This window comes from Nocardia sp. CDC519, assembly GCF_059509835.1.
In genome coordinates this window covers 3,410,920-3,433,624 of the sequence record NZ_CM183377.1, presented here as the reverse complement: position 1 = coordinate 3,433,624, position 22,705 = coordinate 3,410,920, and the positions used below count along the sequence as shown (strand labels likewise).

Genomic DNA, 22,705 nt, shown 5'->3' with positions numbered 1-22,705 from the left:
AGTGGTCAGCCGGCCTCCGGCTCGCGCTCGACCGATTCGAGCCCGGATTCCCTTGCGATCAGTCCCCACCGGCTCGAGGTCAGGCGCAGGCTCGGCAGATCGCTGAGCGAGAGCACCACCTCATAGGTGCGTTCGTAGCCGGTGTGCGAGATCCGCCAGCGCCCGTCGTCGCAGCGGATATAGCGGTCGGAGTAGAACGCGGCGCCGCGCAGCAGCATGTTGTGCTCCGGAATGAGCACCGTATCGGCCAGGTACCAGGTGCCGGTGGCGGTATCGCCGTCGACGTCGACCTCGGGGTGATCGCAGCGGTGTTCGGTGATGACGTGCGGCCCGAGGGTATTGCGCATGAACGCGATGAACGCCTCGCGGGATTCGAATTGCAGGTACTCGCTGTAGGTGGCCGTCGCCTCGGCGACCATGGTGTCGGCGAACTCGTCCCACTGCTTGGTATCCAGCGTGCGCAGATACCGGTACTTCAAACGGCAGATCTCGGACACGTCGTCGCGCGCACCGTTCTCGGGTGCCGGTATCGAACCCGGCATCCGTCCGAACAGAACCCGGCCGACCGGTTCCCGCTCTGCGCCCGACTCGGAGTCCCTACGCTCCTCGTCCTGGTCCATACCTCAACGATCCCACCCGGCACCGGGCATACCGAACGTTTGACGAGATCTGTATCAGATCGCTATCACCCAGCGAATTCGCGGCCGCGGCCCGGTCAGCCGCCGATGGTGAAGCAGGTGCGGCAGAAGTCCTCGCCGAATTCGGTCAGCCGAAGGCTCTTGCGCACGATCTTGGGCGCGCGGCCGGCCTTCTTCAGCGCCGCCTCCACCACCGGCTGCACCTCGAGCACCATGTACCGGCTCAGCACCACGGGATCGTCGGAGGTCAGCGTCAGGCCGAGCCGGTTGAGGTTGATCAGATACGAGCGGGCCCGATCCGGGTAGCGCACCCCGGCCTGTTCGGGCACCGAGGTCAGATCACCGGACACCAGCTCCGAGCCGATGCCCAGTGGGCGGTTGGTGCGCACATCGACCGAGGGCTGCGGCCCGTTGAGCGCCATGAAACGCAGGATGCGCGCCTCGTCGGGCGCGAGTTCGTCGAGGATACGGTCGTAGGCGGGATGCACTTCTTCGGTGAAGTACACATCCGCCGAACGGGCCAGCAGTGCGTCACCGCGCCTGCGCAGTTCGTCGACCGTGGCCGAGCGCAGGTACGAGCCCACCCCGATGGCCTGCTGGCCCGGCCCCTGCGGATTGGGCACATAGCTGACGATCTCGCGCACCGACCCCTCGGTGACCCCGAGCGCACTGCGCGCCATCGAGCGCAGCGCGTTACCCGTGCGCTCGGCGATCTCGGCGGAGGACTCACCGTCGAGCGCGGCCTGGGTGATCTCGCGGGTCATCTCATAGGAGGTCTCTACCGCCCACTGGCCGCCGCGCACCACCGTGCCCGCCGCCAGCCCCGCGGCCCGGAACACGCCGCGGATCAGCCGGGCCTCATTGCTGATCTGCCGCTGTTCGACATCCGAGCTGCGTTCCACAGCACGGGAACCGGCCCGGGCCACGTCCTGTCCGGTCCTGTCGTCTGCCACGTCTACTCCGATGTATCGCCAGGTGAACGATTCCGCTCACAGATTATTGCCCACCAGTCACGAACAGATGTGGTGGTGGTCATTGTCCCCACCCCCGCGTAGAACCACGACACCACAGGAGGGCACTGTGGTAAACGTCTCAGACACTACCTGTGGTGCGTGGCACTCGCGCTTGGAGTCGGAGCCGCACGTCACATAGGGTCCTGCTGCCGACGGGGTGCTAATTTGAGGTGCCGGTGAGGCGGCGATCACCGGGTATCGGCAGGAGGGTGTCGTGTTAGAGAGTGTGTTCGGGATTCACCCGACGATCCTCCTCGAGCTTGTGACCATTCCGCTTTTCACTGGCGTCATCGGCTACATCACCAACTGGACCGGTGTGCTGATGCTGTTTCGGCCGATCGCATTCCACGGCATCCATGTTCCGGGCCTGCGCGCCGTCTATCCTTTTCTGCCCAAGCGAATTCAGGTGCTGCCGCTGCTCAGCTACGACGGACGCATGGGCTGGCAAGGAATCGTGCCCTCGCGTGCGGACAAAATGGCGAGCATCGCCGTGGACAAAGGTTTGTCCAAGCTCGGCAGCGTCGCCGATTTCTATCGTGAACTCGAACCCGACGCTCTCGCCGAACATCTGGCCAGCATCGCCGACGATCAGATCCGCGATATCGTCGAGGAAATCCTGCGCCGCGAACATCCGCAGCTCTGGTACAACCTGCCGAGCCAGGTGCGCGAGATGGTGCACGACCGCGTCCGCGCGCAACTGCCCGACATTCTGCGCCAGCTCACCGTGGAACTCGGCGAGAACATCGATCAGTTGCTCGACGTCAAGCAAATGGTCATCCGCTATTTTCAGGCCCGCCCGCAATTGCTCAATCAGCTGTTCCAGGTACTCGGCGCCAAGGAACTGCGGTTCATGCAGAATTTCGGCTTCTACTTCGGCGCCCCGATGGGCGCGGTCCTCGTCGCGGTGCTGCATCTGACCGGATGGCCGACGCTGGCGGTGCTGCCGATCGGCGGTGTGATCATCGGCTGGGTGGTGAACTGGGTCGGCATCAACATGATCTTCGCGCCCGCCGAGCCGAAATGGTGGTGCCCGTGGCGGCAAGGGCTGCTGATCAAACGGCAGCCCGAAATCACCGCCGGTTACGCCGAATTGGTGTCCGGCCAGGTGGTCACGGTGGCCAACATCGGTGACGAGCTGCTGAACGGCCCGCGGTCGGATCGCACCATGCAGATGCTGGAGGACACCCTGCGGCCTGCCGCCGACCGCGCGCTCGGCCCGGCCCGCAGCGCGGTCAAGTTCGTGCTCGGCAGCCGCGAGTACGACGCCCTGCAATCGACGATCACCAGCGAGGCCATGGCCATCGCCCCGATCGCCTTCGCCGACCCGGACTTCAACATCCGGCAGGGCAAGCAGATCAACGACTACATCGCCAAACAAATGTCGGTGCTCTCACCCAACGACTTCGTGGAAATGCTGCGATCGGCCATCAAACAGGACGAATGGTTGCTTTTCGTCCATGGCGGTGTGCTCGGGCTCTTCGCCGGTTACGCTCACATTCTGGTCTTCGGGACAGGAGTGGCGACTACATGGATGTAACCGGCTCAGCGGCATCGTCGGCGTCCTCGGATCCCGGCGGTGCGGACGAGCCGGTCAGCACATCCACCGAGGTAGCGCATCTTTTCGAGTACGGGGCGGAGCCCAAGGCGCCCGCCGTGCGGGCCAATCCCCTGCGCCGTCCGATCGTCACCGTGCGCACGGCGAGCGGGGTGGTTCGGGTGGCATTGTCCACGGTCGCCGGTGCCGCGGGCTGGGGCGTCGGCACCGTCCTCGACGTGACCGGGACGGTGGTCCGCCGCAGCGCGGCCGGGGTGCCGCCCGCCGAGATCCGCGCCGAAGCCGAGGCCGAGGTGCGGGCCGCGCTCCGGCGCGCGCTCGGACTTTCCGAGACAGAACAGCCCCGGCGCCCCCTCAGTGCGCCCACCCTGCGGGAACAGGGCGCGGCGCTGCTGCGGTTGTCGGCCAGTACCCACGCCGGCGACGAGGGGCATCCCGCGTTCGCGAACATCCTCGCCGAGATCACTCCCGACGAGGCCCGCATCCTGCGCTACCTGCGCACCGACGGTCCGCAGCCGTCCATCGAGGTGCACGGCGGCAGGCTCAGCCGCCTCGGCGCCGAACGGCTCGGGCTGCGCCAGGAATCGGGTCTCACCTTGCTCGGCGAGCACGCCGGGCTGCGGTTCCCCAACCGCATCCAGCACTATCTGACCAACCTGCGCAGGCTCGGCCTGATCGAGCTGGCCAAGGAACCGGTCGGCAACCCGAATCGCTACCAGCTGCTCGAGGCGCAGTCACCGGTGCGCGAGCTGCTCAAGCGCTCGGGATTCGGCACCAAGGTGTCCTATCGCAGCATCATCCTCACCGGGTTCGGTGCGGAGTTCGTGCAGACCTGTCTGCCGGTGGTGCTGCACGAGGGGCCCGCGGCCGAGACCAGCTGACGGTTCACGCTTCGTCGGCGAGTTCCATCCAACGCTGCTCGGCCGCTTCCTTTTCGGCCAGCACCTGCTTCAGTTCGGCGCCGAGGGTGAGGAGCTTGTCCGGGTCGGTGGCGGCGTCGGCGAGCGCGGTGTGCAGGCGCTGCTCGCGTTCGGTGAGTTTGTCGATGGAGCGTTCCAGGCGCGTCAATTCCTTGCGCGCGGCGCGGTAGGCGGCCGAGTCGGTCACCGGTGCTGCGGCTGCCGCCGAGGTGGAGCCGGCGCTCGCCGACGCCGGCTTGGGCGCGGTCGAGCGGGTCGTCTGCTGTGCGGCACGACGGGTGAGGTACTCCTCGATCCCGCCGGGCAGGTTGGTGAGTTTGCCGTCGCCGAACAGCGCCCAGGTGGAATCACAGATCCGCTCGATCAGATACCGGTCGTGGCTGATCACCACCAGCGTTCCGGCCCAGTTGTCGAGCAGATCCTCGAGCTGTTGCAGGGTATCGATGTCGAGGTCGTTGGTCGGCTCGTCGAGCAGCAGCACATTCGGCTCCGACATCAGGATCCGGGTCAGCTGCAGACGACGGCGCTCACCACCGGACAGATCGCCGACCGGAGTGCGCTGGCGAGCCGGCGTGAAACCGAGCCGCTCGGCCAGCTGACCGGCCGAAATCTCCTTGTCGCCGAGCATGATCCGCATCGCGATCTGCTGCACCGCTTCCAGCACCCGCATATCGGTGGGCAGATCGTCGAGTTCCTGTCGCAGCCAGCCGATCTGCACGGTCTGGCCCTGAATCCGCTTGCCAGCGGCGAGTTCCGCGTCACCGGCGAGGGCGCGCAGCAAGGTGGTCTTGCCGGAACCGTTCACGCCGACCAGGCCGACCCGCTCGCCCGGCGCGAGCCGCCAGGTCAGATCGCGCACCAATTCGCGTCCGTCGGGCGTGGTGAGCGTGGTGTCCTCGAGTTCGATGACGACGCGGCCCAGCCGTTTACGGGCGAACGCGCTCAGCGAAACACTGTCACGCGGCGGCGGCACATCGGCGATCAGCGCCTCGGCCGCCTCCACCCGGTAGCGCGGTTTGGAGGTGCGGGCCTGCGGGCCGCGCCGCAGCCAGGCCAGCTCCTTGCGAGCCAGGTTGCGCCGGCGCGCCTCGGAGGCGTCGGCCTGCCGTGCGCGTTCGGCGCGGGCGAAGATCCAGTCGCCGTAGCCGCCCTCATAGCTTTCCACCTTGCCGCCGACGACCTCCCAGGTCTGGGTGGCGACGGTATCGAGGAACCAGCGATCGTGGGTGACCACGACCAGCGCGCTGCGGCGGGCCAGCAGATGATCGGCCAGCCAGCGCACACCCTCCACATCGAGATGGTTGGTCGGCTCGTCGAGTACCAGCAGATCCAGATCACGCACCAGCGCGGCGGCCAGCGCGACGCGGCGGCGTTCACCACCGGAGAGGTTGTCGACCGTGGTGTCGAGGCCGAGCCCGGCGATGCCGATGCCCTCCATCACCGAACGGATGCGCGGGTTGGCGGCCCATTCGTGTTCGGCCACCGAATCGGTCAGGGCGTCGTCGGCCAATCCGGCCAGTACCACCGAGCCGACGGTGGCGCCCTCGGGCAGCACCCCACGCTGGGTGACGACGGCCATGCGCAACCCGCCGACCCGGCTGACGCGACCGCTGTCGGGCTCCTCGATGCCGGTCAGCACCTCGAGCAGGGTGGTCTTGCCGCCGCCGTTGAGGCCGACAACGCCGATGCGCTCGCCCGCGTGCACGCCGAGGGAGACGTCATCGAGCAGCGGTTTGATGCCGAAGCTCTTGCTGACCTGTTCGAGGTTGATCAGGTTGGACATGAAACCTTTCCGTGCCTTACCGGGCGTTGTGTGGTCCACCCCCGTGGAGGCCGGTCGACTCGCCTGCCCCGAGCAAGGGTACCGACTGAACTATGAACGCCCCCGTCCGGCAATCGGCGGGGCCCACCGTGCGCCCGTCGAACCGCGATTACTGAGGTGTGGACGAATGCCGACCTTCGACCGAACCATCGCATCGACCGCCGTCGAGTTCGCGGCACCCGTCGACGACCCGCAGATCAGCCGATCTTGCCGCCCTCGCGCCGCGGCTGCGGATGCGGACCCTCCCCGCCGACCACCCGGGCGCCGGGGACCGGACCGGTGGCCGTGCGGATACTGCGGCTCACCCCGGCACCGGCCAGCTCCGCGGCCACCGCGACGGCGGACTCTTCCGATTCGCACAGGAACGCGCAGGTCGGGCCCGAACCGGAGACGAGGCCCGCCAGCGCACCCGCGCCGACCCCGGCCCGCAGCGTGCGGCGCAGCTCGGGTTTCAGCGACACCGCCGCCGCCTGGAGGTCGTTGCCGAGCAGCGGGGCGAGCTGTTTCGGGTCGCCGGAGGCCAACGCCTGCATGAGTTCCTGCGGTGCGCCCAGCCGTGGCGGATCGCCGATCTCGCGCAGGCGATCCAACTCGTGATAGACGGCCGGTGTGGACAGACCGCCTTTGGCGAGCGCGATCACCCAGTGGAAGGTGTTGCGCGACAACACCGGCAGCAGCCGCTCGCCGCGTCCGGTGCCGAGCGCGGTTCCGCCGTGCAGCGAGAACGGAACGTCGCTGCCGAGTTCGGCCGCCACCGCGGCGAGTTCCTCACGGGACAGGCCCAGATCCCACAGTTCGTTCAACCCGACCAGGGTGGCGGCGGCATCGGCGCTGCCACCGGCCATGCCACCCGCCACCGGGATGCCCTTGCTGATCGAGATCTCCACCAGCGGCGCCCGCCCGGCCAGATGGGCCAGCCGCACCGCCGCCTTCCACACCAGATTGGTGCGGTCGGTGGGCACTTCGCTCGCGCCCTCGCCGGTGACCCGCACCGTCAGCGAGGCCGCGGGCGCGATTTCCAGATCGTCACTGAGCGACAGCGCCTGGAACACGGTGGTGAGATCGTGGTATCCGTCCGGGCGCAGGTCACCGACTCCGAGATGGAGGTTCACCTTCGACGGCGCACGCACGGTGACGGGGCTCGGCACAACGGACAGCACGAGGCCCAAGCGTAATGGGTGATCACGACAGGTGCGCGCGCCGACGGCTTGCGCTCGATACCCCAAGGGGGTATGTTCACTTGTGTCGGGAATACCCCCAGACCGTATAATTACCGCGAGCGAAGGAGTGGGACATGGCCACCAGCACCTACATTGTCACCGGGATGACCTGCGGGCACTGCGTCAGCTCGGTGAAGTCCGAGATCGGCAAGATCGACGGGGTCACCAGCGTGGACGTCGATCTGGCCTCGGGTCGCGTCTCGGTCGACAGCGCGGCGCCGCTGGCCGACGCCGACGTCGCCGCGGCCGTCGACGAGGCCGGTTACGCGATCGCGAGCTGATGTCGGATCGCCGCAAGTTCGCCGCGGTGGGCGGTGCGCTGCTGCTGCTGTTCGGCGTCGCGCTCGGTATCGGCGCCCTGCTGGGCGACCAGACCGAGCCGACGCCGGACGGGCAGCCGACCACGCCCGCCGGCCACGCGCTCGGCCTCACCGAGCACGTGGCCGGTTACACGCTGTCCGAGATCAGCGCGCCGGAGACACCCGGCCGGGCGGGCACGCTGCGATTCCATATCACCGGACCCGACGGCGCGCCCGTCACCGAGTTCACCACTCAGCACGACAAGAAGCTGCATCTGATCGTGGCGCGCTCCGACACCACCGAGTACCGGCATGCCCATCCGGACATGGCCGCCGATGGCACCTGGTCGATCGACTGGACCTGGGACGCGCCAGGCAGCTACCGGGTCTTCGCCGACTTCGTGCCCGCCGCCGGCGACAGCCCTGGCGATCTGGTACTGAGCCGGGCGGTCACGGTGGCCGGAACCGTGCAACTGCAACCACTTCCGCCGCCCTCGGCCACCGCGACCGTCGACGGCTACACCGTCACCCGCGCCGGTGCATTGACCACCGCGGGTGGCGAACTCCATTTCGACATCGCCCGCGACGGCGTCCCGGTCACCGACCTGGACCCCTACCTCGGCGCCTACGCCCATCTGGTCGCGCTACGCACCGAGGACCTTGCCTACCTGCACGTCCATCCGCAGGGCGAAGTCGGCACGGCACCGCCGGGGCCGCAGGTGAGTTTCCACGCGCAGGCACCGAGTGCCGGCGCCTACCGGCTGTATCTGGACTTCTCGCACGGCGGATCCGTGCACACCGCCGAATTCACCGTGGAGGTTTCCGATGCGGCGCCGTCCACAGGCGGACACCCGGGCGGCCATAACTGAGGCGTTCCGGTCGGGCGGGCCTGCATTCGCCCGATGAGTACCACCCCGCGGAGGGTGATCGTCAACGTGGCGCCTCGAGCCGAGCATTCCCTGCCTCGACGAGCACATCAACCGCCGAGCACCCCGAAGGGCGGGCCGTCAGCCCTGCGCCGCCACACGGACGAACGCCGCGGTATCGAGGGTCTCCCCGCGTGCGGTCGGATCGATACCAGCGGCGGTGAGCCTGCGTTCGGCCTCCGCGGGCGAGCCCGCCCAGCCGGACAGCGCCGCCCGCAACGTCTTCCGGCGTTGCGCGAAGGCCGCATCGACCACCGCGAACACCTTCGCGCGATGCTCGGCGTCCATCGGCCACGGCGGTTCGGCGAAACGGTCGATGCGCACCAGACCCGATTCCACCTGCGGCACCGGCCAGAACACCTGACGCCCCACCGCACCGGCGCGGCGCACCGTGCCGAAGAAGCCCGCCTTCACACTCGGCACGCCGTAGATCCGGCCGCCGGGGGTCGCCGACAACCGGTCGGCCACCTCGGCCTGCACCATCACCAGCGAGGTGGTGATGCTCGGCAGTTCGGCGAGCAGATGCAGCAGCACCGGCACGGCCACGTTGTACGGCAGGTTCGCCACCAGCGCGGTCGGCGCGGCGGGCAGATCGCCGGTCCGCACGCGCAGCGCATCGGCCTCGACGACGGTGAGGTGCGCACTCAACTCCGGCGCGCGATCGGCGACGGTGACCGGCAGATGCTTCGCCAGCACCGGATCGATCTCGACCGCGACCACCGAATCGACCACATCGAGCAGCGCCAACGTCAGCGAACCGAGGCCGGGCCCGACCTCGAGCACCGTATCGTCACGCCCGACGCCGGCCGCGGCGACGATCCGCCGCACCGTGTTCGCATCGTGCACGAAGTTCTGCCCGAGCTGCTTGGTCGGCCGCACGCCGAGCCGTTCGGCCAGCGCCCGCACTTCGGCGGGGCCGAGCAGTGCGGCACTTCCGCGGGCGGAGATTTCGGCATCGGACACCCGATGAACCTACCAACCCGCAGGCCCCGGCCCGTCCGCACGGGAGGCGTTTGGTGCCACAGGCCAGGCTCACCCGGCCCGGCGCGACCTCAGGGCTTCATGCCCGCGAGGAACGCATCGATCGCCGCCCACATCCTGGCATCGACCTGGCCGTGCTCGCCGGTCCCGACCACCGTCCGGAAGTCGGCGCCGTTCGCGGCCAACTGGGCGATCAGCGCACCGTGCAGCGGGGAGGGCACCACCGAGTCGGTCGCGTTTGCCAGCACCAGGATCGGGGCGTCGTAGCCGCGCACCGGCACCGCCATGTACTCGGTCAGCGCGGTACGCATCGGCTCCTCGGACAGCGGGCGGGCCAGCAGATCGCCGATGCTCAGCCCGTCGACCCGCTCGATGATCCGGTCGAGACACATATCGCCGGCGTCGTCGAGCACCGACTTACCGAGCGGTGTGAGGTATCGGTCGACGGCGATATCGGGCCGTGCCTCGCGGAGCCCGGCGAGGATGCTGACGATGAAACTCAGCCCGTCGTCCAGCATCGGCAGCGACGGGACACCCGGCCCGGCCAGCGGCAGCAGCTTCTCGACATCGGATTCCGGGTCGACCGCGATGGTGCCGCGGAAGTCGAGTTCCGGGGCATAGGAGGACTGCAGGTGCCCGGTGCCGAGGGCAGCCTGCCCGCCCTGGGAGATGCCGAACGCGGCCCAGGTGGCCGACAGTTCGGGATGGGTGGCGCGGGCCGCGCGCACCAGGTCGATGGTGGCGGTGGCCTCGGTGCGCAGCTCGAGATACGGGTGCGGGCCGGTGTCGAAGGTGCCGAGCCCGAGGTAATCCGGCGCCACCACGGCGAAGCCCTGCGATACCAGCCGTCGCAGCAGCAGATCCTGGCGTGCTTGCATGCTCGGGAACGGCGCGGCCTCCGGCCGCGACATGCCACCGCAGCCCATGCCGAGCCCGCTGGTGCCGTGGTCGTAGGCGATGATCGGCCAGCCACCCGGCGGCGGCGTTCCCGCCGGCATCAGCAGCGCTCCGCTGGCCTGGCGCGGGGTGCCGTCCGAGCCGCTCATCCAGTACTCGATGACCGAACCGCCGCTCATGCCGTGCCAGCCATCGGGCTGCGCGGTCACCGAGATCACCGAGCCCGCGGGGGCGGCCGAGGCCGGGGCCTGCGCGGTGGCGAGCACGGCTGCGGCCGATACGGTGACGGCGAGCATCGACCGTCCGGCCACGTGCAGCAGATTCATCGAATCACTCCTCTGCCCCCGACCCTCGTATCCACAAATCTGGACGAGTGTACGACAGCAGGGACGGCCTCGATGGGCGATGGCGAACCCGCAGGTGGACAGGCTCGGGATATGCCGCGAGCGCCACTATGTCGTCGGAAGTGGCGCTCGCGATATCCGGACCCGGCTAGCTCAGGCCCAGACGACTGGTGCAGGAAGGCCAGGCGCCCCAGCCCTGCTTGGCCCTGGTCACCTCGGCGATGGCGATCTGCTCTTCGCGGGTGGCGAGGTCGGCGCGGGGCGCGTACTTGAGTCCGCCCTGGCGCTCCCAGGTGCTCTGATCGAATTGGATGCCGCCGTAGTAACCGTTGCCGGTATTGATCTTCCAGTTGCCGCCGGCCTCGCATTTGGCCAGTGCGTCCCAGATTTCGCCGTTCTGTACCGGCGGCACCTCGGTGCCCGGTTTGGCGCCCTTGCGGATGGTGCGCGGCTGGGCGGGCACCTTGACGTCCGAAGCGATCTCCCTTCGCGCCACCTCGGCGCCGTTGACCAGGGTGATCTCGAAGGTGACGTCGTGCACGCCCGGTGCACCGGCGTTCTCCACCACCGTGCGGCTCATGTTCATGGTGGGGTCTTCGATGATGTTCTCCGGCGGCGCCAGCGGCAGCGTCTCGGTCCGCGTCTCCAACTGCTTGCGGGTCACCGTGATGCGCATGTCGTCGCTCAGCCTGGTGTCGGCCGACGGCTCGACGACATCGTGCTCGCGCAGCGGAGCCCCGGCGAGGTCGAGCAGTTCGCCGACGGTCGGCGCGGCGAGCCGCATCTCCCTCGGCCCCGCGGTGCCGTCGATCACCGAGACCGTCCGCGGGGTGGCCACGGTGAGCGCGGCACCGTCGAGCGGCAGCTCCTGGCTGCGGCCGCGCTGGACGAAGGCCTCGGGGTCGATACCCCATTCCTCCAGCGCCGCGCCGGCGGTGCGGCCGGTGGTCCATACCCGTTCGGTGCGGCCGTCGAGGGTCAGTTCGATCTCCCGGCCCCGGTCGAGAGTGATGGTGGCGCCGTCGGTGACGGCGGCGTCGGGCGCGGGCGTGACCTCGTCCCGATCACCGATCTGGTAGCCGGCGTCCTTCAGCACTCCGCGCACGTCACGCGACATGGACGTCTGCGTCGATTTCGCGCCGTCGACGACCACGGTGACGGTTTTGCGGTTCACGATCGCCATGACGGCGCCGACGATCAAAATCATCAGCAGCCCCGCGATCGCCGCGTACAACAGCGGCGACCGAGACGAGTTGATCCGCGCTAAAGGGGACATGGTCACAGGACGATAACGAAGACGTCCCCGCGGAACAACAGCGCGCCGTGGAGCAGCACTTTTTCACATTACGATCAGATATAGACAGTGCAGGTAGATCACAAACCTTCAGCGATAAGTGATCTGAGACACATTTTTATTCGACCTGCGGAAACGTCAAAATCGGTATACCCGGCGCGCATTCGCGGTGCTTATTTCCGCCAATTCGGCGGGATCCTGACCGCGCACTTCGGCGAGTGCCCGCATCGTGTACGGCAGGCAGTACGGCTCGTTCGGCGCGCCACGGAACGGGTGCGGGGTCAGGTACGGCGCGTCGGTCTCCACCAGCACCAGCTCGTCGGGCACCACCTTGGCGGCTTCGCGTAGCTCATGGGCGTTCTTGAAGCTGACCGTGCCGGAGAAGCTGAGCAGATACCCCTCGGCCACGCAGGCCAGCGCCATCGTCGTGTCGGAGGAGAAGCAGTGGAAGATCACCGTCTCCGGCGCGCCTTCGTCCAGCAGCACGGTGAGCAGATCGTGATCGGCTTCCCGGTTGTGGATCATCAGCGGTTTGCCGCTGCGTTTGGCCAGGTCGATATGCCAGCGAAAGCCCTCGATCTGGGTCTCGATGTCGGCGCAGCCGTCGAGTTTGCCCGGCCAGTAGTAGTCGAGGCCGGTTTCGCCGATCGCGACCACGCGCGGATCAGCGGCCAGCCGCTCGAGTTCGGCCTTGGCGGCGTCGTCGAGGGCGTTGGCGCACGTCGGGTGCAGTGCGACCGCGGCGTAGACCCGGTCGTCCCAGTGCGCGGCCCGCACCGCCCACTGCGCGGCCGCGAGGTCGTCGGCCACCGTCACCACCCGACCGACACCCACCGCGGCGGCGCGATCGACCACGTCCTTTACCGACTCGGCATCGGTGGCGCCGCAGGCATCCAGATGGGTGTGCGCGTCGACCAGCGGGGCCAGCGGCTCGGGCGCTTCGGGAGCGGGACGCTTCGCGCTCATCGGAGCGCACCGCCCGTCGCGGTGACCCGGCGATGCGCTGAGGGGATATTCACGCGGAGGTCAGATGGCACGCGCATTACAGTAGATGCACCATGAGCAGCGAGCGCAGCGAGCGAAACTTCTACATCACCACGGCCATCGCGTACCCCAATGGGGCGCCGCATATCGGGCACGCCTACGAGTACATCTCGTCGGACGCCATCGCGCGGTTCAAGCGCCTGGACGGCTACGACGTGTTCTTCATGACCGGCACCGACGAGCACGGCCAGAAGATGCAGCAGGCCGCGACCGCCGAGGGCATCCCGGTGGAGGAGCTGGCCACGCGCAACTCGGATGTGTTCGAGCAACTGCACAAGGCGCTCGACATCTCCTTCGACCGGTTCATCCGCACCACCGACGCCGACCACGAGGTCGCCAGCGTCGCGATCTGGGAGCGGATGCTGGAGGCGGGCGATATCTACCTCGACAACTACTCCGGCTGGTATTCGGTGCGGGACGAGGCGTTCTACGCCGAGGAGGAGACCACGCTGCTCGACGACGGCAGTCGCGTCTCCACCGAAACCAAGACGCCGGTGGAGTGGACCGAGGAGTCGAACTTCTTCTTCCGGCTGTCGAAGTATCAGGACAAGCTGCTCGAGCTGTACGAGACGCATCCGGAGTTCATCGCGCCCGCGACCCGTCGCAACGAGATCGTCAGCTACGTCAAGGCGGGGCTGAAGGATCTGTCGATCTCGCGCACCACCTTCGACTGGGGCGTCCCGGTGCCGGGCCATCCCGATCACGTGATGTACGTGTGGGTCGATGCGCTCACCAACTACCTGACCGGCGTCGGCTTCCCCGATACCGAATCGGCGGCGTTCCAGCAGTTCTGGCCTGCCGATGTGCACATCATCGGTAAGGACATCACCCGTTTCCACACCGTGTACTGGCCGGCGTTCCTGATGTCGGCGGGTGTGCAGTTGCCCAAACGCGTGTTCGTGCACGGGTTCCTGTACAACAAGGGCGAGAAGATGTCGAAGTCGGTCGGCAATGTGATCGACCCGCTGGCACTGATCGACACCTATGGCCTCGACGCGCTGCGCTTCTTCCTGCTGCGCGAGATCTCCTACGGCCAGGACGGCAGCTACAGCCACGAGGCGATCGTCGGCCGGATCAATGCCGATCTGGCCAACGAGTTCGGCAATCTGGTGCAGCGCAGCCTGACCATGGTCGCCAAGAACTGTGACGCCAAGGTTCCGACGCCCGGTGAGTTCACCGACGAGGACCGCGCCCTGCTCGACCGGGCGAACGGTCTGCTCGAGCGCTGCCGCGCCGAATTCGACGCCCAGCAGCTGCATCTGGCGCTGGAGGCGATCTGGCTGACCCTCGGCGAGACCAACCGCTACTTCTCCGCGCAGGCGCCGTGGGCGCTGCGCAAGTCCGGCACCGACGAGGATCTGGCCCGGATGGCGACGGTGCTCTACGTGACCCTCGAGGTGGTGCGCATCGTCGCCATCCTGGTCCAGCCGGTGATGCCCGGTTCGGCGGCCAAGATCCTGGATCTGCTCGCGGTACCGAACCGGACCTTCGCCGATATCGCGACGCCGCTGGAGCCGGGGGTGGCACTGCCAGCGCCGGAGCCGGTGTACCCGCGTTACGTCGAGCCGAAGGACTGAGCGCTCACGCCCAGCGCGCGAGCAGCCGGTTGGCTTCGGCGGCGAGCGCGTACTGCAGATAGGGGCCGAAGCTGATCCTGGCCACGCCCTGATCGGCCAGCAGCACCTTGTCCGCCTCGGCGGGCAGCCCGATCGCGTTGACCGGAAGCGGGAGTTCACTGGTCAACCGGCGCATGTCGGCGTCCGGGTGGCGTCCGACCGGGTACAGCACATCGGCGCCGGCGTCGGCGGCCAGGCGCAGCCGTTCGATGGCGCGATCCATGCGGTCGGCCTCGTCGCCGATCTTGCGCAGGAACAGATCGGTGCGCGCGTTGACGACCACGTGCACACCGGCCGCGTCGGCGAATTGGCGCAGCCCGCGAACGAAATCGGCGTGTTCCTCCGCGCCGCGCAGCCGCCCGCCCTCGCTGTGCACGGTGTCCTCGATATTGAGCCCGACCGCGCCGGCGCCGAGCAGCCCCTCGATCAGCTGCGCCGGCTCGAGCCCGTACCCCGACTCGATATCCACCGACACCGGCACCTCGACGGCGCCGGTCACCTGCCGCACCCGCGCCAGCAGCTCGTCGAAACTCATGCCTTCGCCGTCGGCGCGTCCCACCGAATCCGCGACCGGGTGGCTGCCCATCGTCAATGCCGCGAACCCGGCCTCGACCGCGAGATTCGCCGACCAGGCATCCCATACGGTCGGCAGCACCGCCGGATCACCGGGACGATGCAGTGCGAGTAGTTCCTTGGCCTTGTGCTCGAGAGAGGTCATGGGGTCGATCATGGTGGGATCACCGGCATTGCGCACGCGCACGCGGTCCGGCCCAGGTCACCTCGCGTGCCGGGCGAACCGGCGCGGCGATCGTCTCCCGTTCCTGCGACGTCCGAGCTCCACACCGGCCGCCCGCCGCTGGTCGACGGTAAGTCGGCCCGGTCGAGACCACGGCCGATTCCGCGGCGCCATCGGAGCCGCCGGGTGACGGTCCGCTGGTCATGGTCGGCCGGTGACCGCCGCGTGCGGTAGCCGACTGGTAAACCCTGTGACCGGCGCGGATGGCGAGTGCGGTTCGGCGCTCAGCCGTCGGCCTGCCGGCGCGTGGCCAGGACGGCGTCGTAGAGCTCCTTACGGGAAACGCCGGTGGTGGAGGCTATCTCGGCGCATGCTTCTTTCAGGCGCACGCCTTCCTGCACACGCGCTTCGACCTCGGCGACCAGATCGGCCGGTTCGGCGCTGGTGGGCTGAGCACCCTCGACGACCACGGTGATCTCCCCGCGGGCACCCTCGACCGCCCAGGCGGCCAGCTCGGCCAGGGTGCCGCGGACGACCTCCTCGTAGGTCTTGGTCAGCTCCCGGCAGACGGCGGCGCGGCGATCGGGCCCGAGCACCTCGACCGCGTCGGCCAGGCAATCGGCGAGCCGGTGCGGTGCCTCGAAGAACACGCAGGCACGCGGTTCGGCGACCAGGGTGCGCAACCATTCGCGGCGCTGACCGGATTTGCGCGGCGGGAATCCGTCGAAGCAGAACCGCTCCACCGGCAGCCCGGACAGCGCCAGCGCTGTGGTGACCGCCGAGGGACCCGGCAGACAGGTGACCGGGAGTTCGCGCTCGACGCAGGCGGCGACCATGCGGTATCCGGGATCGCTCACCGATGGCATACCGGCGTCGGTGACCAGTAGCACGGTCTTGCCGGACTCGATCTCCTCCAGCAACGCCGGAATGCGGGCGGTCTCGACGTGGTCGTAGAAGCTGACCACGCGCCCGCCGATCTCGATGCCGAGCGCCTTGGCCAGCGATCGGGTACGGCGGGTGTCCTCGGCGGCGACGACATCGGCGGTGGCCAGGCCATCGCGCAGCCGCTGGGAGGCGTCGCCGACATCGCCCATCGGTGTCGCCGCCAGCACCAGCCTGCCGGTCGGGCCGGAATCCGCGGTCACCGTCGTCCCGCCTCGATCGCCCACGTCACTTGCCGCACCATGGCAGCGTACGGGCACCCCCGGCCGGGCCAGGAACGCGGCAGGCGCGCCCGTCCTGCCGTCGCGCACGATGCGGTCGGCACGGCACACCCATCGGCGCGCGGCGCCCGGGCACGAAACGGCGCGACGACGCACGACGCGGGCCCAGCGCCGCGGCCACGAATACGGAACGCGAGTGCGCACAGCATACGATCGGGTCGTGACCCAGGTGACCGACCAGCGCTCCGTCGCGCCCTCTCGGCCGATACGTTCCTGGTCGAGCCCCGCGCCGCTGCGCCCCTCCCCCGATTTCGGGCCGCTCGACACCGCCCGCGGCTGGCTGGTGACGGCGTTCCTCACCGCTCTCGCGGCGGTGACCCGGTTCACCATGCTCAACTACCCGACCGACGGCGGCACCCCGGTCTTCGACGAAAAGCATTACGCGCCGCAGGCGTATCAGATCCTGAAGGGCGGCGGCGTCGAGGACAATCCCGCCTACGGCCTGGTGGTGCATCCGCCGGTCGGTAAACAGCTGATCGCCTTCGGTGAGGCACTGTTCGGATACAACGGCTGGGGCTGGCGCTTCTCGGCCGCGCTGGCCGGCACCGTGCTGGTGCTGCTGGTGATCCGCATCGTGCGCCGGATGACGCGCTCGACCATGATCGGCGCAATCGCTGGGCTGCTGTTGATCGCCGATGGCGTCACGTTCGTCTCCTCCCGCATCGGCATGCTCGACATCTTCCTCGCGCTGTTCGTGACGGCCGCGTTCGGCTGCCTGATCGTCGACCGCGATCAGGTACGCGAGCGCATAGCGCGCGCCGACGCCGAGGGCCGCCTCGGAGACAGTGCCTTCGGGCCCCGGCTCGGGGTGCGCTGGTGGCGTTTCGGCGCCGGCGTGTTGCTCGGCCTTGCCTGCGGCACGAAGTGGTCGGGGCTGTATTTCATCGCCGCGTTCGGTCTGCTCAGCGTGTGTTTCGACCTCGCGGCCCGGCGGGCGTACCGGGTGCGCAGACCATGGGTGGGTACCGCGCTGCGTGATGTCGGGCCGGCGCTCTACGCGCTGGTGCTGATCCCGATCGGGGTGTATCTCGCGACCTACTGGGCGTGGTTCGCCAGTGAGACCGGGTTCAGCCGGTGGGCCGTCGGCAACGAGGTGGGCCGGGGCGGCTCCTTCGCGTTCGTCCCCGATGCCCTGCGCTCGCTCTGGTTCTACAGCACCAAGGTGCTGGAATTCCATGAGGAGCTGACCAACTCGGCGGGCAATCATCATCCGTGGGAGTCCAAGCCGTGGACCTGGCCGATGGGGCTGCGGCCGATGCTCTACTACTACGCCGACTCCGGCGTCACCGGTTGTGGGCAGAACCAGTGCGTCAAGGCCGTGATGCTGGTCGGCACGCCCGCCCTCTGGTGGATCGCGTTCCCGGTGCTGGCGTGGGCGCTGTGGCGCACCATCGTGCGCCGCGACTGGCGCTACGCCGCGGTGCTGACCGGATACGCCGCCGGCCTGCTGCCCTGGTTCATCACCCTGGACCGGCAGATGTACTTCTTCTACGCCATGGTGCTCGCGCCGTTCCTGGCGATGGCGGTGGCGCTGGCGCTGGGCGACATTCTCGGACCGGCGCGCCGGGTTCCGGGGCCGCGCGGACCCACCGGCACGTTCGTCGCCGCACCACCGACCGAGCGCTATCGGCTCGGCCTGCTCATCGTGAGCCTGTATCTGGGCCTGGTGATCGCGAACTTCATCTGGCTGTGGCCGATCCTGACCGCCATGCCCATCACGCCGGGTAACTGGCAGGACCATTTATGGCTGCCCAGTTGGCGCTGAGCGCCGTCGGTCAGCTCTCCAACGCCGCCTTGACGTAGCGCAGCGCCGCGTCGTCGTCGAGGCCGAGCCTGCGTACCGCGGCGACGTATTCGGTGGCGGCCCGGCCGGCCTGATCGCGGGTGGGATCGCCGGAGGAGGCGATGAACGAGCCGAGCCTGCCGCGGGTTTCGAGCACGCCGTCGGCCTCCAGCTCGCGGTAGGCGCGGGCCACGGTGTTCGGGGCGAGACCGAGTTGGGCAGCCAGCGCGCGCACCGTGGGGATCTTGGTGCCCGCGGTCAACGTGCCCGCGCGCACCTGTGCCACGATGCCGAGCCGCAACTGTTCGTAGGGTGGCACGGCGGATTCGTGCGACACGGTGATTTCGAGCATGGCCTCCAGCTCACACATCATCCCGGGACAGCGGGCACGACAGGCAGCGCGGACCGCCACGGCCGGAACCCAATTCGGATCCCGGGATGGGCAGCACCTCGACGCCGGCGTCCAGCAGCCGGGCATTGGTCATTTCATTGCGTTCGTACGCGATCACGACACCGGGCCGCAAGGCGAGGGTGTTGTTGCCGTCATCCCACTGTTCCCGTTCGGCGGTGACGCCGTCCAGCCCGGTGTCGATCACCCGCAGCTTCCCGATACCCATGGCGTCGGCGGCCACGGGCAGGAACGGGTCGGGCCCGCGCATGGTGACGGCGCCCCCGTGGTCGTAGTCGTCGCCGCGCTGGATGGTGAACGCGGACAAGGTTTCCCGCACCGCCGAATACATGACCACCGCATCGGTGTCGACCATGGTGCACACGGTGTCCAGGTGCATGGTGGCGCGGTTCTGCGCGATGGGCACGACCAGCACGGTGTGGGCGAGATCGTCGTCGAAGAGGCTGCGCGCCAAGGCTTCCGCACCGGCGGGCGAGGTGCGTTCACCGACGCCGACGGCCAGCACGCCGGGCGAGAGCAGCAGTACGTCACCGCCCTCGATGGGCGCGGTATGGGATTCGTAGGCGCGGCGCACCCCGAGGAAACGCGGGTGGAAGGCGTAGACGAGATCGGTGAGCGAGGTCTCGCGCATCCTGGCGGGCAGGGCGAGCGCGGTGATCGCCACGCGCGGGCCGACCCAGAACGAGGAGTCGCGGGTGAACAACAGATTCGGCAGCGGATCGATGACGAAATCGCCGCCGTGATGCATCCGGCGCACCAGCGAGGTGTGGTCGGGGCCGAAGGGCAGTTCGTCGAAGGTCATGCCCGCCATCAAGATCTCGGCCAGTTCCCTGGCCGGGACGCCGCGCAGATAGGCGGCGAGTTCGTCGGCGAGACTGTGGCCGAGCCTGCGGGCGTCGACGGCGGCGGAGATGCCCTGGATGCGCGCGGCCCCGCTGACGGCGAGCGTCTCGGCCAGCAGATCGGCCAGCAGCAACACCTCGACTCCGCGATCGCGCAGCACCCCGGCGAAGGTGTCGTGTTCCTGCTGGGCGCGTTCGACCCACGGAATGCCGTCGAAGAGCAGTTGATCGTTGTTGCGCGGGGTGAGCCTGCGCAGCTCGTTACCCGGCCGGTGCAGCAGCACCGTGCGCAAGGTGCCGACCTCGGAGGTCACGGCGAGGCGCGGCGCGGGCGCGGGTTCGGTGCCGGGGTCGGTGTCCCATCCGTCACCGGGAATCGGGCCGCTGCCGGGGTTCGCCGGTACCGCATCTGTTCCCATGTTCCGACCGTAGTTCGCCGCGGCCAGGAGAGCACGGAATTGATGCGTGTCCGCTGTCGGCGTGACGTGTGGCGATTCGCGCACGCGCAACCGAGAACCTGAAGTAGGGTTGAGGTAAAGGAGGAGTGCCGAATGACGACAGCAGATTGGCGAGCCAAGGAGCTGACCCCCGGTCAGCTGTCCGAGCGTAGCGGAGTGGCGGTCTCCGCGTTGCACTTCTACGAACGCGAGGGGCTCATCTCGAGCCGGCGCACCAGCGGCAACCAGCGCAGGTATGCCAGGGAAACGCTGCGCCGGGTCGCTTTCATCCGGATCTCGCAGCGGGTCGGAATCCCGCTCAGCGAGATCCGCGACGCCCTCGACCGGCTGCCCGAGGGCCGCACCCCCACCCGGCGCGACTGGGAGACGCTGTCCACCACCTGGCGCGCGGATCTCGACGAACGCATCACCCAACTGGTGCGCCTGCGCGACAACCTCACCGGCTGCATCGGCTGCGGCTGTCTGTCACTGGGTAGCTGCAAGATCGTCAACGAGTTCGATCACCTCGGTGACGAGGGCCCGGGCGCGCGCGTGCTCGATGTGCACCTCAACTGCCCGGACGGCGTCGACGCTACCGGGGATCCGATGTGCGCAGAGAACTCCGCAGCCTGCTGAACTGCACATTGGCCACCCGCATCAGCAGTTCGTACGGGAAGGCGAATTTGCGCTTCCACCAGTAGCCGAACCGGATGTCGAACGAGGTGTAGACGATGAACCGGTTGCGTTCGATACCGCGCAGGATCGCGGTGGCCACCTTGTCCGGAGAGACGGCGTGGCTGGTGAAACGGGTGACCAGCTTGCGGACCCGCGGATCCTCCTTGTCCACGCCGACCAGTTCGAAGCTCTGCACCAGCGGCGTGTTCACCGCGCCGGGCGCGACCAGATGCACCGAGATACCGTGCTGGGCCAGCTCGAAGCGCAGCACCTCCGACAGCCCGCGCAGGCCGTACTTGCTCGCGCTGTAGGCGGCGTGCCAGGGCAGCGCGAGCAGGCCCGCCGCCGAGGAGACGTTGACGAGCGCACCGCCACGCCCGGCCCGCACCATCTCCGGCACGAACGTCTCGATCACATGGATCGGCCCCATCAGGTTGACGTCGACCATCCGCTGCCAATGCCGATGTTCGAGGGTGTCGACGGTGCCCCACACCGACGTGCCCGCCACATTCATGACCACGTCCACGCTGCCGAACCGGGAGTGCACATCGGCGCCGAAGGCGGCGACGGCCTCGTGATCGGTGATATCGAGCGGCGTCGCGACCAGTACCTTGCCGCCGTCGCGGTGGATATCGGCGACCGTGCTCGCCAACCCGGCGGTGTCGATATCGGTGAGCACCAGTTCGGCGCCCCGCGCGGCGGCGGCCAGCGCGGTGGCCCGCCCGATCCCGCTCGCCGCCCCCGTGATCAGGGTCTTGGCCCCCTCGACCGTCGTCCTCCGACGTACCCGACCCATCGATCCCACTTCCGATCCGTTCGTCCCGCAGTGCATGTCAGCCGGACATTACCGACCGGGGCGAGGTTCGGGAACGATTCGCTCATCCACCGAGCACGGCGAGCATGCCTGCGACCGCCGCGGGCCAGGTGAACTGCTCGGCGCGGCGGCGGGCGGCGGCGCGCCGGCCGGCGGGCGGCAGGGCCAGCACCTCGGTGACGGCGTCGGCGAAGGCCGAGGGATCGTCGTCGGCGACGGCGCCGCATTCGGCGGTGACGATATCGGCCAGTGCCGAGGAGCGGCTTGCCACCACCGGCGTCCCCGCGGCCAGCGCCTCCAGCGCGGCGAGGCCGAAGGTTTCGTGTGGGCCGGGGGCGAGCGAAACATCGGCGGTCGCCAGCAGTTTCGCCACCATCGCGCGATCGGTGATGAATCCGGTGAAGTGCACCGCGGGCAGCCCGCCCGGCAGCGGCGCCAGTGACCGCGCGCGCCGGTGCAGCGCGTCGCGGCGCGGTCCGTCGCCTGCGACGACCAATCGGGCCTCGACTCCGAACTGGCGTAGCTCGGCCACGGCTTCGATGCTGCGGTCGACCCGCTTCTCCACCGAGAGCCTGCCGCAGTGCACCAGCAGCGGATGGCCGGGCACACCGAGATCGGCGCGCAGGCCGCGATCGGCGCGGCGCGGACTGAACAGGTCGAGATCCACGCCCAGCGGCACCAGTTCGACGTTCGGCGCGCCGATCCGCTCGAATTCGGCCCGCGCGAAATCCGTTGTGCACACCACCCTGTCGTATTGGTCGGCGGTGCGCCGGTTCGCCACATCCGCACAGCGGCGGGCCAGCGCGCGCGGCATGATCTGGCCGAGCAACCGGTCCAGGCGTTCATGGGAGATCATCACGCTCGCCACATCGCGGCGCCGGGACCAGCGGCCGAAACCGCGCAACGTCAGCCGGTCGGAGACCTCCAGGACGTCAGGGCGCAGCCCGCCGAGCACGTCGGCCACCCGGCGCGGGTCGGCCGCCCGATAACCGCCCGTCCCCGGAATCGCGAGCGCGGGCAAGGTGATCCGCACGACGCCCGTCGGCAGCAGTTCCTCACCGCGGCGTGGACCGGGCACGATCAGCACCACCTCGTGCCCGGCCGCCACATAGCCTTCGCCGAGATGATGCAGCGCGGTGCGCAACCCACCCGACCGCGGGCCGTAGAAGTTCGCCAGCTGCACGATGCGCACGCCGCCGATGGTGACGCGCACCGGG

21 protein-coding genes are annotated in these 22,705 nt (G+C 68.8%); 7 read left to right on the top strand and 14 right to left on the bottom strand.

Annotated elements, in window-relative coordinates; all coding sequences use genetic code 11:
* Window positions 1–5 precede the first annotated feature (5 nt).
* Together AC5W7N_RS15045 and AC5W7N_RS15040 are read right to left on the bottom strand one after the other, a co-directional pair.
* Window positions 6–542: a nuclear transport factor 2 family protein gene (locus AC5W7N_RS15045; RefSeq protein ID WP_194991326.1), complete on the bottom strand. Its 537-nt coding sequence runs from the start codon at window positions 540–542 to the stop codon at window positions 6–8.
* Between the two features lie 173 nt (window positions 543–715).
* The gene (locus tag AC5W7N_RS15040) at window positions 716–1,591 is read right to left on the bottom strand and encodes an Abi-alpha family protein (RefSeq protein ID WP_280498558.1); all 876 of its coding nucleotides are present in this window, start codon (window positions 1,589–1,591) and stop codon (window positions 716–718) included.
* 322 nt (window positions 1,592–1,913) lie between these two features.
* Between AC5W7N_RS15040 and AC5W7N_RS15035 the strand changes: the two genes are divergently transcribed.
* Together AC5W7N_RS15035 and AC5W7N_RS15030 are read left to right on the top strand one after the other, a co-directional pair.
* A complete protein-coding gene (locus tag AC5W7N_RS15035; protein WP_280212414.1) occupies window positions 1,914–3,188 on the top strand; it encodes a DUF445 domain-containing protein in 1,275 nt (424 codons plus the stop codon).
* A complete protein-coding gene (locus AC5W7N_RS15030; RefSeq protein WP_194991325.1) occupies window positions 3,179–4,087 on the top strand; it encodes an Abi-alpha family protein in 909 nt (302 codons plus the stop codon). The genes AC5W7N_RS15035 and AC5W7N_RS15030 overlap by 10 nt, the downstream gene beginning before the upstream one ends.
* A 4-nt stretch (window positions 4,088–4,091) precedes the next feature.
* Here the strand turns inward: AC5W7N_RS15030 and AC5W7N_RS15025 are convergent, their stop codons facing one another.
* Entirely contained in the window at window positions 4,092–5,909 is a 1,818-nt protein-coding gene (locus tag AC5W7N_RS15025) for an ABC-F family ATP-binding cassette domain-containing protein (protein ID WP_163811362.1), read from the bottom strand.
* Between the two features lie 236 nt (window positions 5,910–6,145).
* On the bottom strand, window positions 6,146–7,108 hold the full coding sequence (locus AC5W7N_RS15020) for a 4-(cytidine 5'-diphospho)-2-C-methyl-D-erythritol kinase (RefSeq protein ID WP_195020020.1): 963 nt from the start codon (window positions 7,106–7,108) through the stop codon (window positions 6,146–6,148).
* A 134-nt stretch (window positions 7,109–7,242) separates the two neighbouring features.
* Here AC5W7N_RS15020 and AC5W7N_RS15015 point away from each other — a divergent pair, with 134 nt between their 5' ends.
* Both AC5W7N_RS15015 and AC5W7N_RS15010 read left to right on the top strand, forming a co-directional pair.
* Window positions 7,243–7,449 carry a heavy-metal-associated domain-containing protein gene (locus AC5W7N_RS15015; RefSeq protein WP_163811358.1) on the top strand — a complete coding sequence of 69 codons (207 nt, stop codon included), beginning with the start codon at window positions 7,243–7,245 and terminating at the stop codon, window positions 7,447–7,449.
* A complete protein-coding gene (locus tag AC5W7N_RS15010; RefSeq protein ID WP_195020021.1) occupies window positions 7,449–8,336 on the top strand; it encodes a DUF8832 domain-containing protein in 888 nt (295 codons plus the stop codon). The genes AC5W7N_RS15015 and AC5W7N_RS15010 overlap by 1 nt, the downstream gene beginning before the upstream one ends.
* Window positions 8,337–8,474: 138 nt before the next feature.
* On the opposite strand, the gene rsmA is transcribed toward AC5W7N_RS15010, so the two are convergent.
* From rsmA to AC5W7N_RS14990, 4 genes are all read right to left on the bottom strand, one after another.
* Entirely contained in the window at window positions 8,475–9,356 is an 882-nt protein-coding gene (rsmA, locus tag AC5W7N_RS15005; protein ID WP_163811354.1) for a 16S rRNA (adenine(1518)-N(6)/adenine(1519)-N(6))-dimethyltransferase RsmA, read from the bottom strand.
* An 89-nt stretch (window positions 9,357–9,445) separates the two neighbouring features.
* Window positions 9,446–10,597: an alpha/beta fold hydrolase gene (locus tag AC5W7N_RS15000; protein WP_195020022.1), complete on the bottom strand. Its 1,152-nt coding sequence runs from the start codon at window positions 10,595–10,597 to the stop codon at window positions 9,446–9,448.
* A 166-nt stretch (window positions 10,598–10,763) separates the two neighbouring features.
* Complete coding sequence (locus AC5W7N_RS14995; RefSeq protein ID WP_195020023.1) at window positions 10,764–11,891, bottom strand: resuscitation-promoting factor; 1,128 nt, start codon at window positions 11,889–11,891, stop codon at window positions 10,764–10,766.
* Window positions 11,892–12,047: 156 nt separating this feature from the next.
* Window positions 12,048–12,875 carry a TatD family hydrolase gene (locus AC5W7N_RS14990; RefSeq protein WP_195020024.1) on the bottom strand — a complete coding sequence of 276 codons (828 nt, stop codon included), beginning with the start codon at window positions 12,873–12,875 and terminating at the stop codon, window positions 12,048–12,050.
* Window positions 12,876–12,967: 92 nt separating this feature from the next.
* Here AC5W7N_RS14990 and metG point away from each other — a divergent pair, with 92 nt between their 5' ends.
* Entirely contained in the window at window positions 12,968–14,530 is a 1,563-nt protein-coding gene (gene metG, locus AC5W7N_RS14985) for a methionine--tRNA ligase (RefSeq protein WP_195020025.1), read from the top strand.
* A 4-nt stretch (window positions 14,531–14,534) separates the two neighbouring features.
* Here the strand turns inward: metG and AC5W7N_RS14980 are convergent, their stop codons facing one another.
* Both AC5W7N_RS14980 and rsmI read right to left on the bottom strand, forming a co-directional pair.
* Window positions 14,535–15,287 (bottom strand): isocitrate lyase/PEP mutase family protein, encoded by a 753-nt coding sequence (locus tag AC5W7N_RS14980; RefSeq protein ID WP_163811344.1) that lies wholly within the window; start codon window positions 15,285–15,287, stop codon window positions 14,535–14,537.
* 302 nt (window positions 15,288–15,589) lie between these two features.
* Window positions 15,590–16,399, bottom strand: coding sequence for a 16S rRNA (cytidine(1402)-2'-O)-methyltransferase (rsmI, locus tag AC5W7N_RS14975; protein WP_228815689.1), 810 nt, complete (start codon window positions 16,397–16,399; stop codon window positions 15,590–15,592).
* Between the two features lie 289 nt (window positions 16,400–16,688).
* Between rsmI and AC5W7N_RS14970 the strand changes: the two genes are divergently transcribed.
* Window positions 16,689–18,293 carry a dolichyl-phosphate-mannose--protein mannosyltransferase gene (locus AC5W7N_RS14970; RefSeq protein ID WP_416383073.1) on the top strand — a complete coding sequence of 535 codons (1,605 nt, stop codon included), beginning with the start codon at window positions 16,689–16,691 and terminating at the stop codon, window positions 18,291–18,293.
* A 10-nt stretch (window positions 18,294–18,303) separates the two neighbouring features.
* On the opposite strand, the gene AC5W7N_RS14965 is transcribed toward AC5W7N_RS14970, so the two are convergent.
* Entirely contained in the window at window positions 18,304–18,663 is a 360-nt protein-coding gene (locus AC5W7N_RS14965; protein ID WP_014352902.1) for a GntR family transcriptional regulator, read from the bottom strand.
* A 10-nt stretch (window positions 18,664–18,673) separates the two neighbouring features.
* The gene (gene arcA / locus AC5W7N_RS14960) at window positions 18,674–19,981 is read right to left on the bottom strand and encodes an arginine deiminase (RefSeq protein ID WP_228815150.1); all 1,308 of its coding nucleotides are present in this window, start codon (window positions 19,979–19,981) and stop codon (window positions 18,674–18,676) included.
* Window positions 19,982–20,113: 132 nt separating this feature from the next.
* Between arcA and soxR the strand changes: the two genes are divergently transcribed.
* Window positions 20,114–20,635, top strand: a complete 522-nt coding sequence (gene soxR / locus AC5W7N_RS14955) for a redox-sensitive transcriptional activator SoxR (protein WP_195020027.1) — start codon at window positions 20,114–20,116, stop codon at window positions 20,633–20,635.
* Here soxR and AC5W7N_RS14950 read toward each other — a convergent pair.
* A complete protein-coding gene (locus tag AC5W7N_RS14950; RefSeq protein ID WP_195020028.1) occupies window positions 20,592–21,470 on the bottom strand; it encodes an SDR family oxidoreductase in 879 nt (292 codons plus the stop codon). The genes soxR and AC5W7N_RS14950 overlap by 44 nt on opposite strands.
* 82 nt (window positions 21,471–21,552) lie before the next feature.
* Window positions 21,553–22,680, bottom strand: coding sequence for a glycosyltransferase (locus AC5W7N_RS14945; protein ID WP_195006988.1), 1,128 nt, complete (start codon window positions 22,678–22,680; stop codon window positions 21,553–21,555).
* Window positions 22,681–22,705 lie beyond the last annotated feature (25 nt).

Coding starts and splice junctions, on each gene's coding strand:
- AC5W7N_RS14980 (WP_163811344.1), bottom strand. CDS start 15,287: ATGACCTCTCTCGAGCACAAGGCCAAGGAACTACTCGCACTGCATCGT.
- AC5W7N_RS15010 (WP_195020021.1), top strand. CDS start 7,449: ATGTCGGATCGCCGCAAGTTCGCCGCGGTGGGCGGTGCGCTGCTGCTG.
- AC5W7N_RS15015 (WP_163811358.1), top strand. CDS start 7,243: ATGGCCACCAGCACCTACATTGTCACCGGGATGACCTGCGGGCACTGC.
- AC5W7N_RS14950 (WP_195020028.1), bottom strand. CDS start 21,470: ATGGGTCGGGTACGTCGGAGGACGACGGTCGAGGGGGCCAAGACCCTG.
- AC5W7N_RS15045 (WP_194991326.1), bottom strand. CDS start 542: ATGCCGGGTTCGATACCGGCACCCGAGAACGGTGCGCGCGACGACGTG.
- arcA (WP_228815150.1), bottom strand. CDS start 19,981: ATGGGAACAGATGCGGTACCGGCGAACCCCGGCAGCGGCCCGATTCCC.
- metG (WP_195020025.1), top strand. CDS start 12,968: ATGAGCAGCGAGCGCAGCGAGCGAAACTTCTACATCACCACGGCCATC.
- AC5W7N_RS14995 (WP_195020023.1), bottom strand. CDS start 11,891: ATGTCCCCTTTAGCGCGGATCAACTCGTCTCGGTCGCCGCTGTTGTAC.
- AC5W7N_RS15000 (WP_195020022.1), bottom strand. CDS start 10,597: ATGAATCTGCTGCACGTGGCCGGACGGTCGATGCTCGCCGTCACCGTA.
- soxR (WP_195020027.1), top strand. CDS start 20,114: ATGACGACAGCAGATTGGCGAGCCAAGGAGCTGACCCCCGGTCAGCTG.
- AC5W7N_RS15025 (WP_163811362.1), bottom strand. CDS start 5,909: ATGTCCAACCTGATCAACCTCGAACAGGTCAGCAAGAGCTTCGGCATC.
- AC5W7N_RS15030 (WP_194991325.1), top strand. CDS start 3,179: ATGGATGTAACCGGCTCAGCGGCATCGTCGGCGTCCTCGGATCCCGGC.
- AC5W7N_RS14965 (WP_014352902.1), bottom strand. CDS start 18,663: ATGCTCGAAATCACCGTGTCGCACGAATCCGCCGTGCCACCCTACGAA.
- rsmI (WP_228815689.1), bottom strand. CDS start 16,399: ATGGGCGATGTCGGCGACGCCTCCCAGCGGCTGCGCGATGGCCTGGCC.
- AC5W7N_RS14990 (WP_195020024.1), bottom strand. CDS start 12,875: ATGAGCGCGAAGCGTCCCGCTCCCGAAGCGCCCGAGCCGCTGGCCCCG.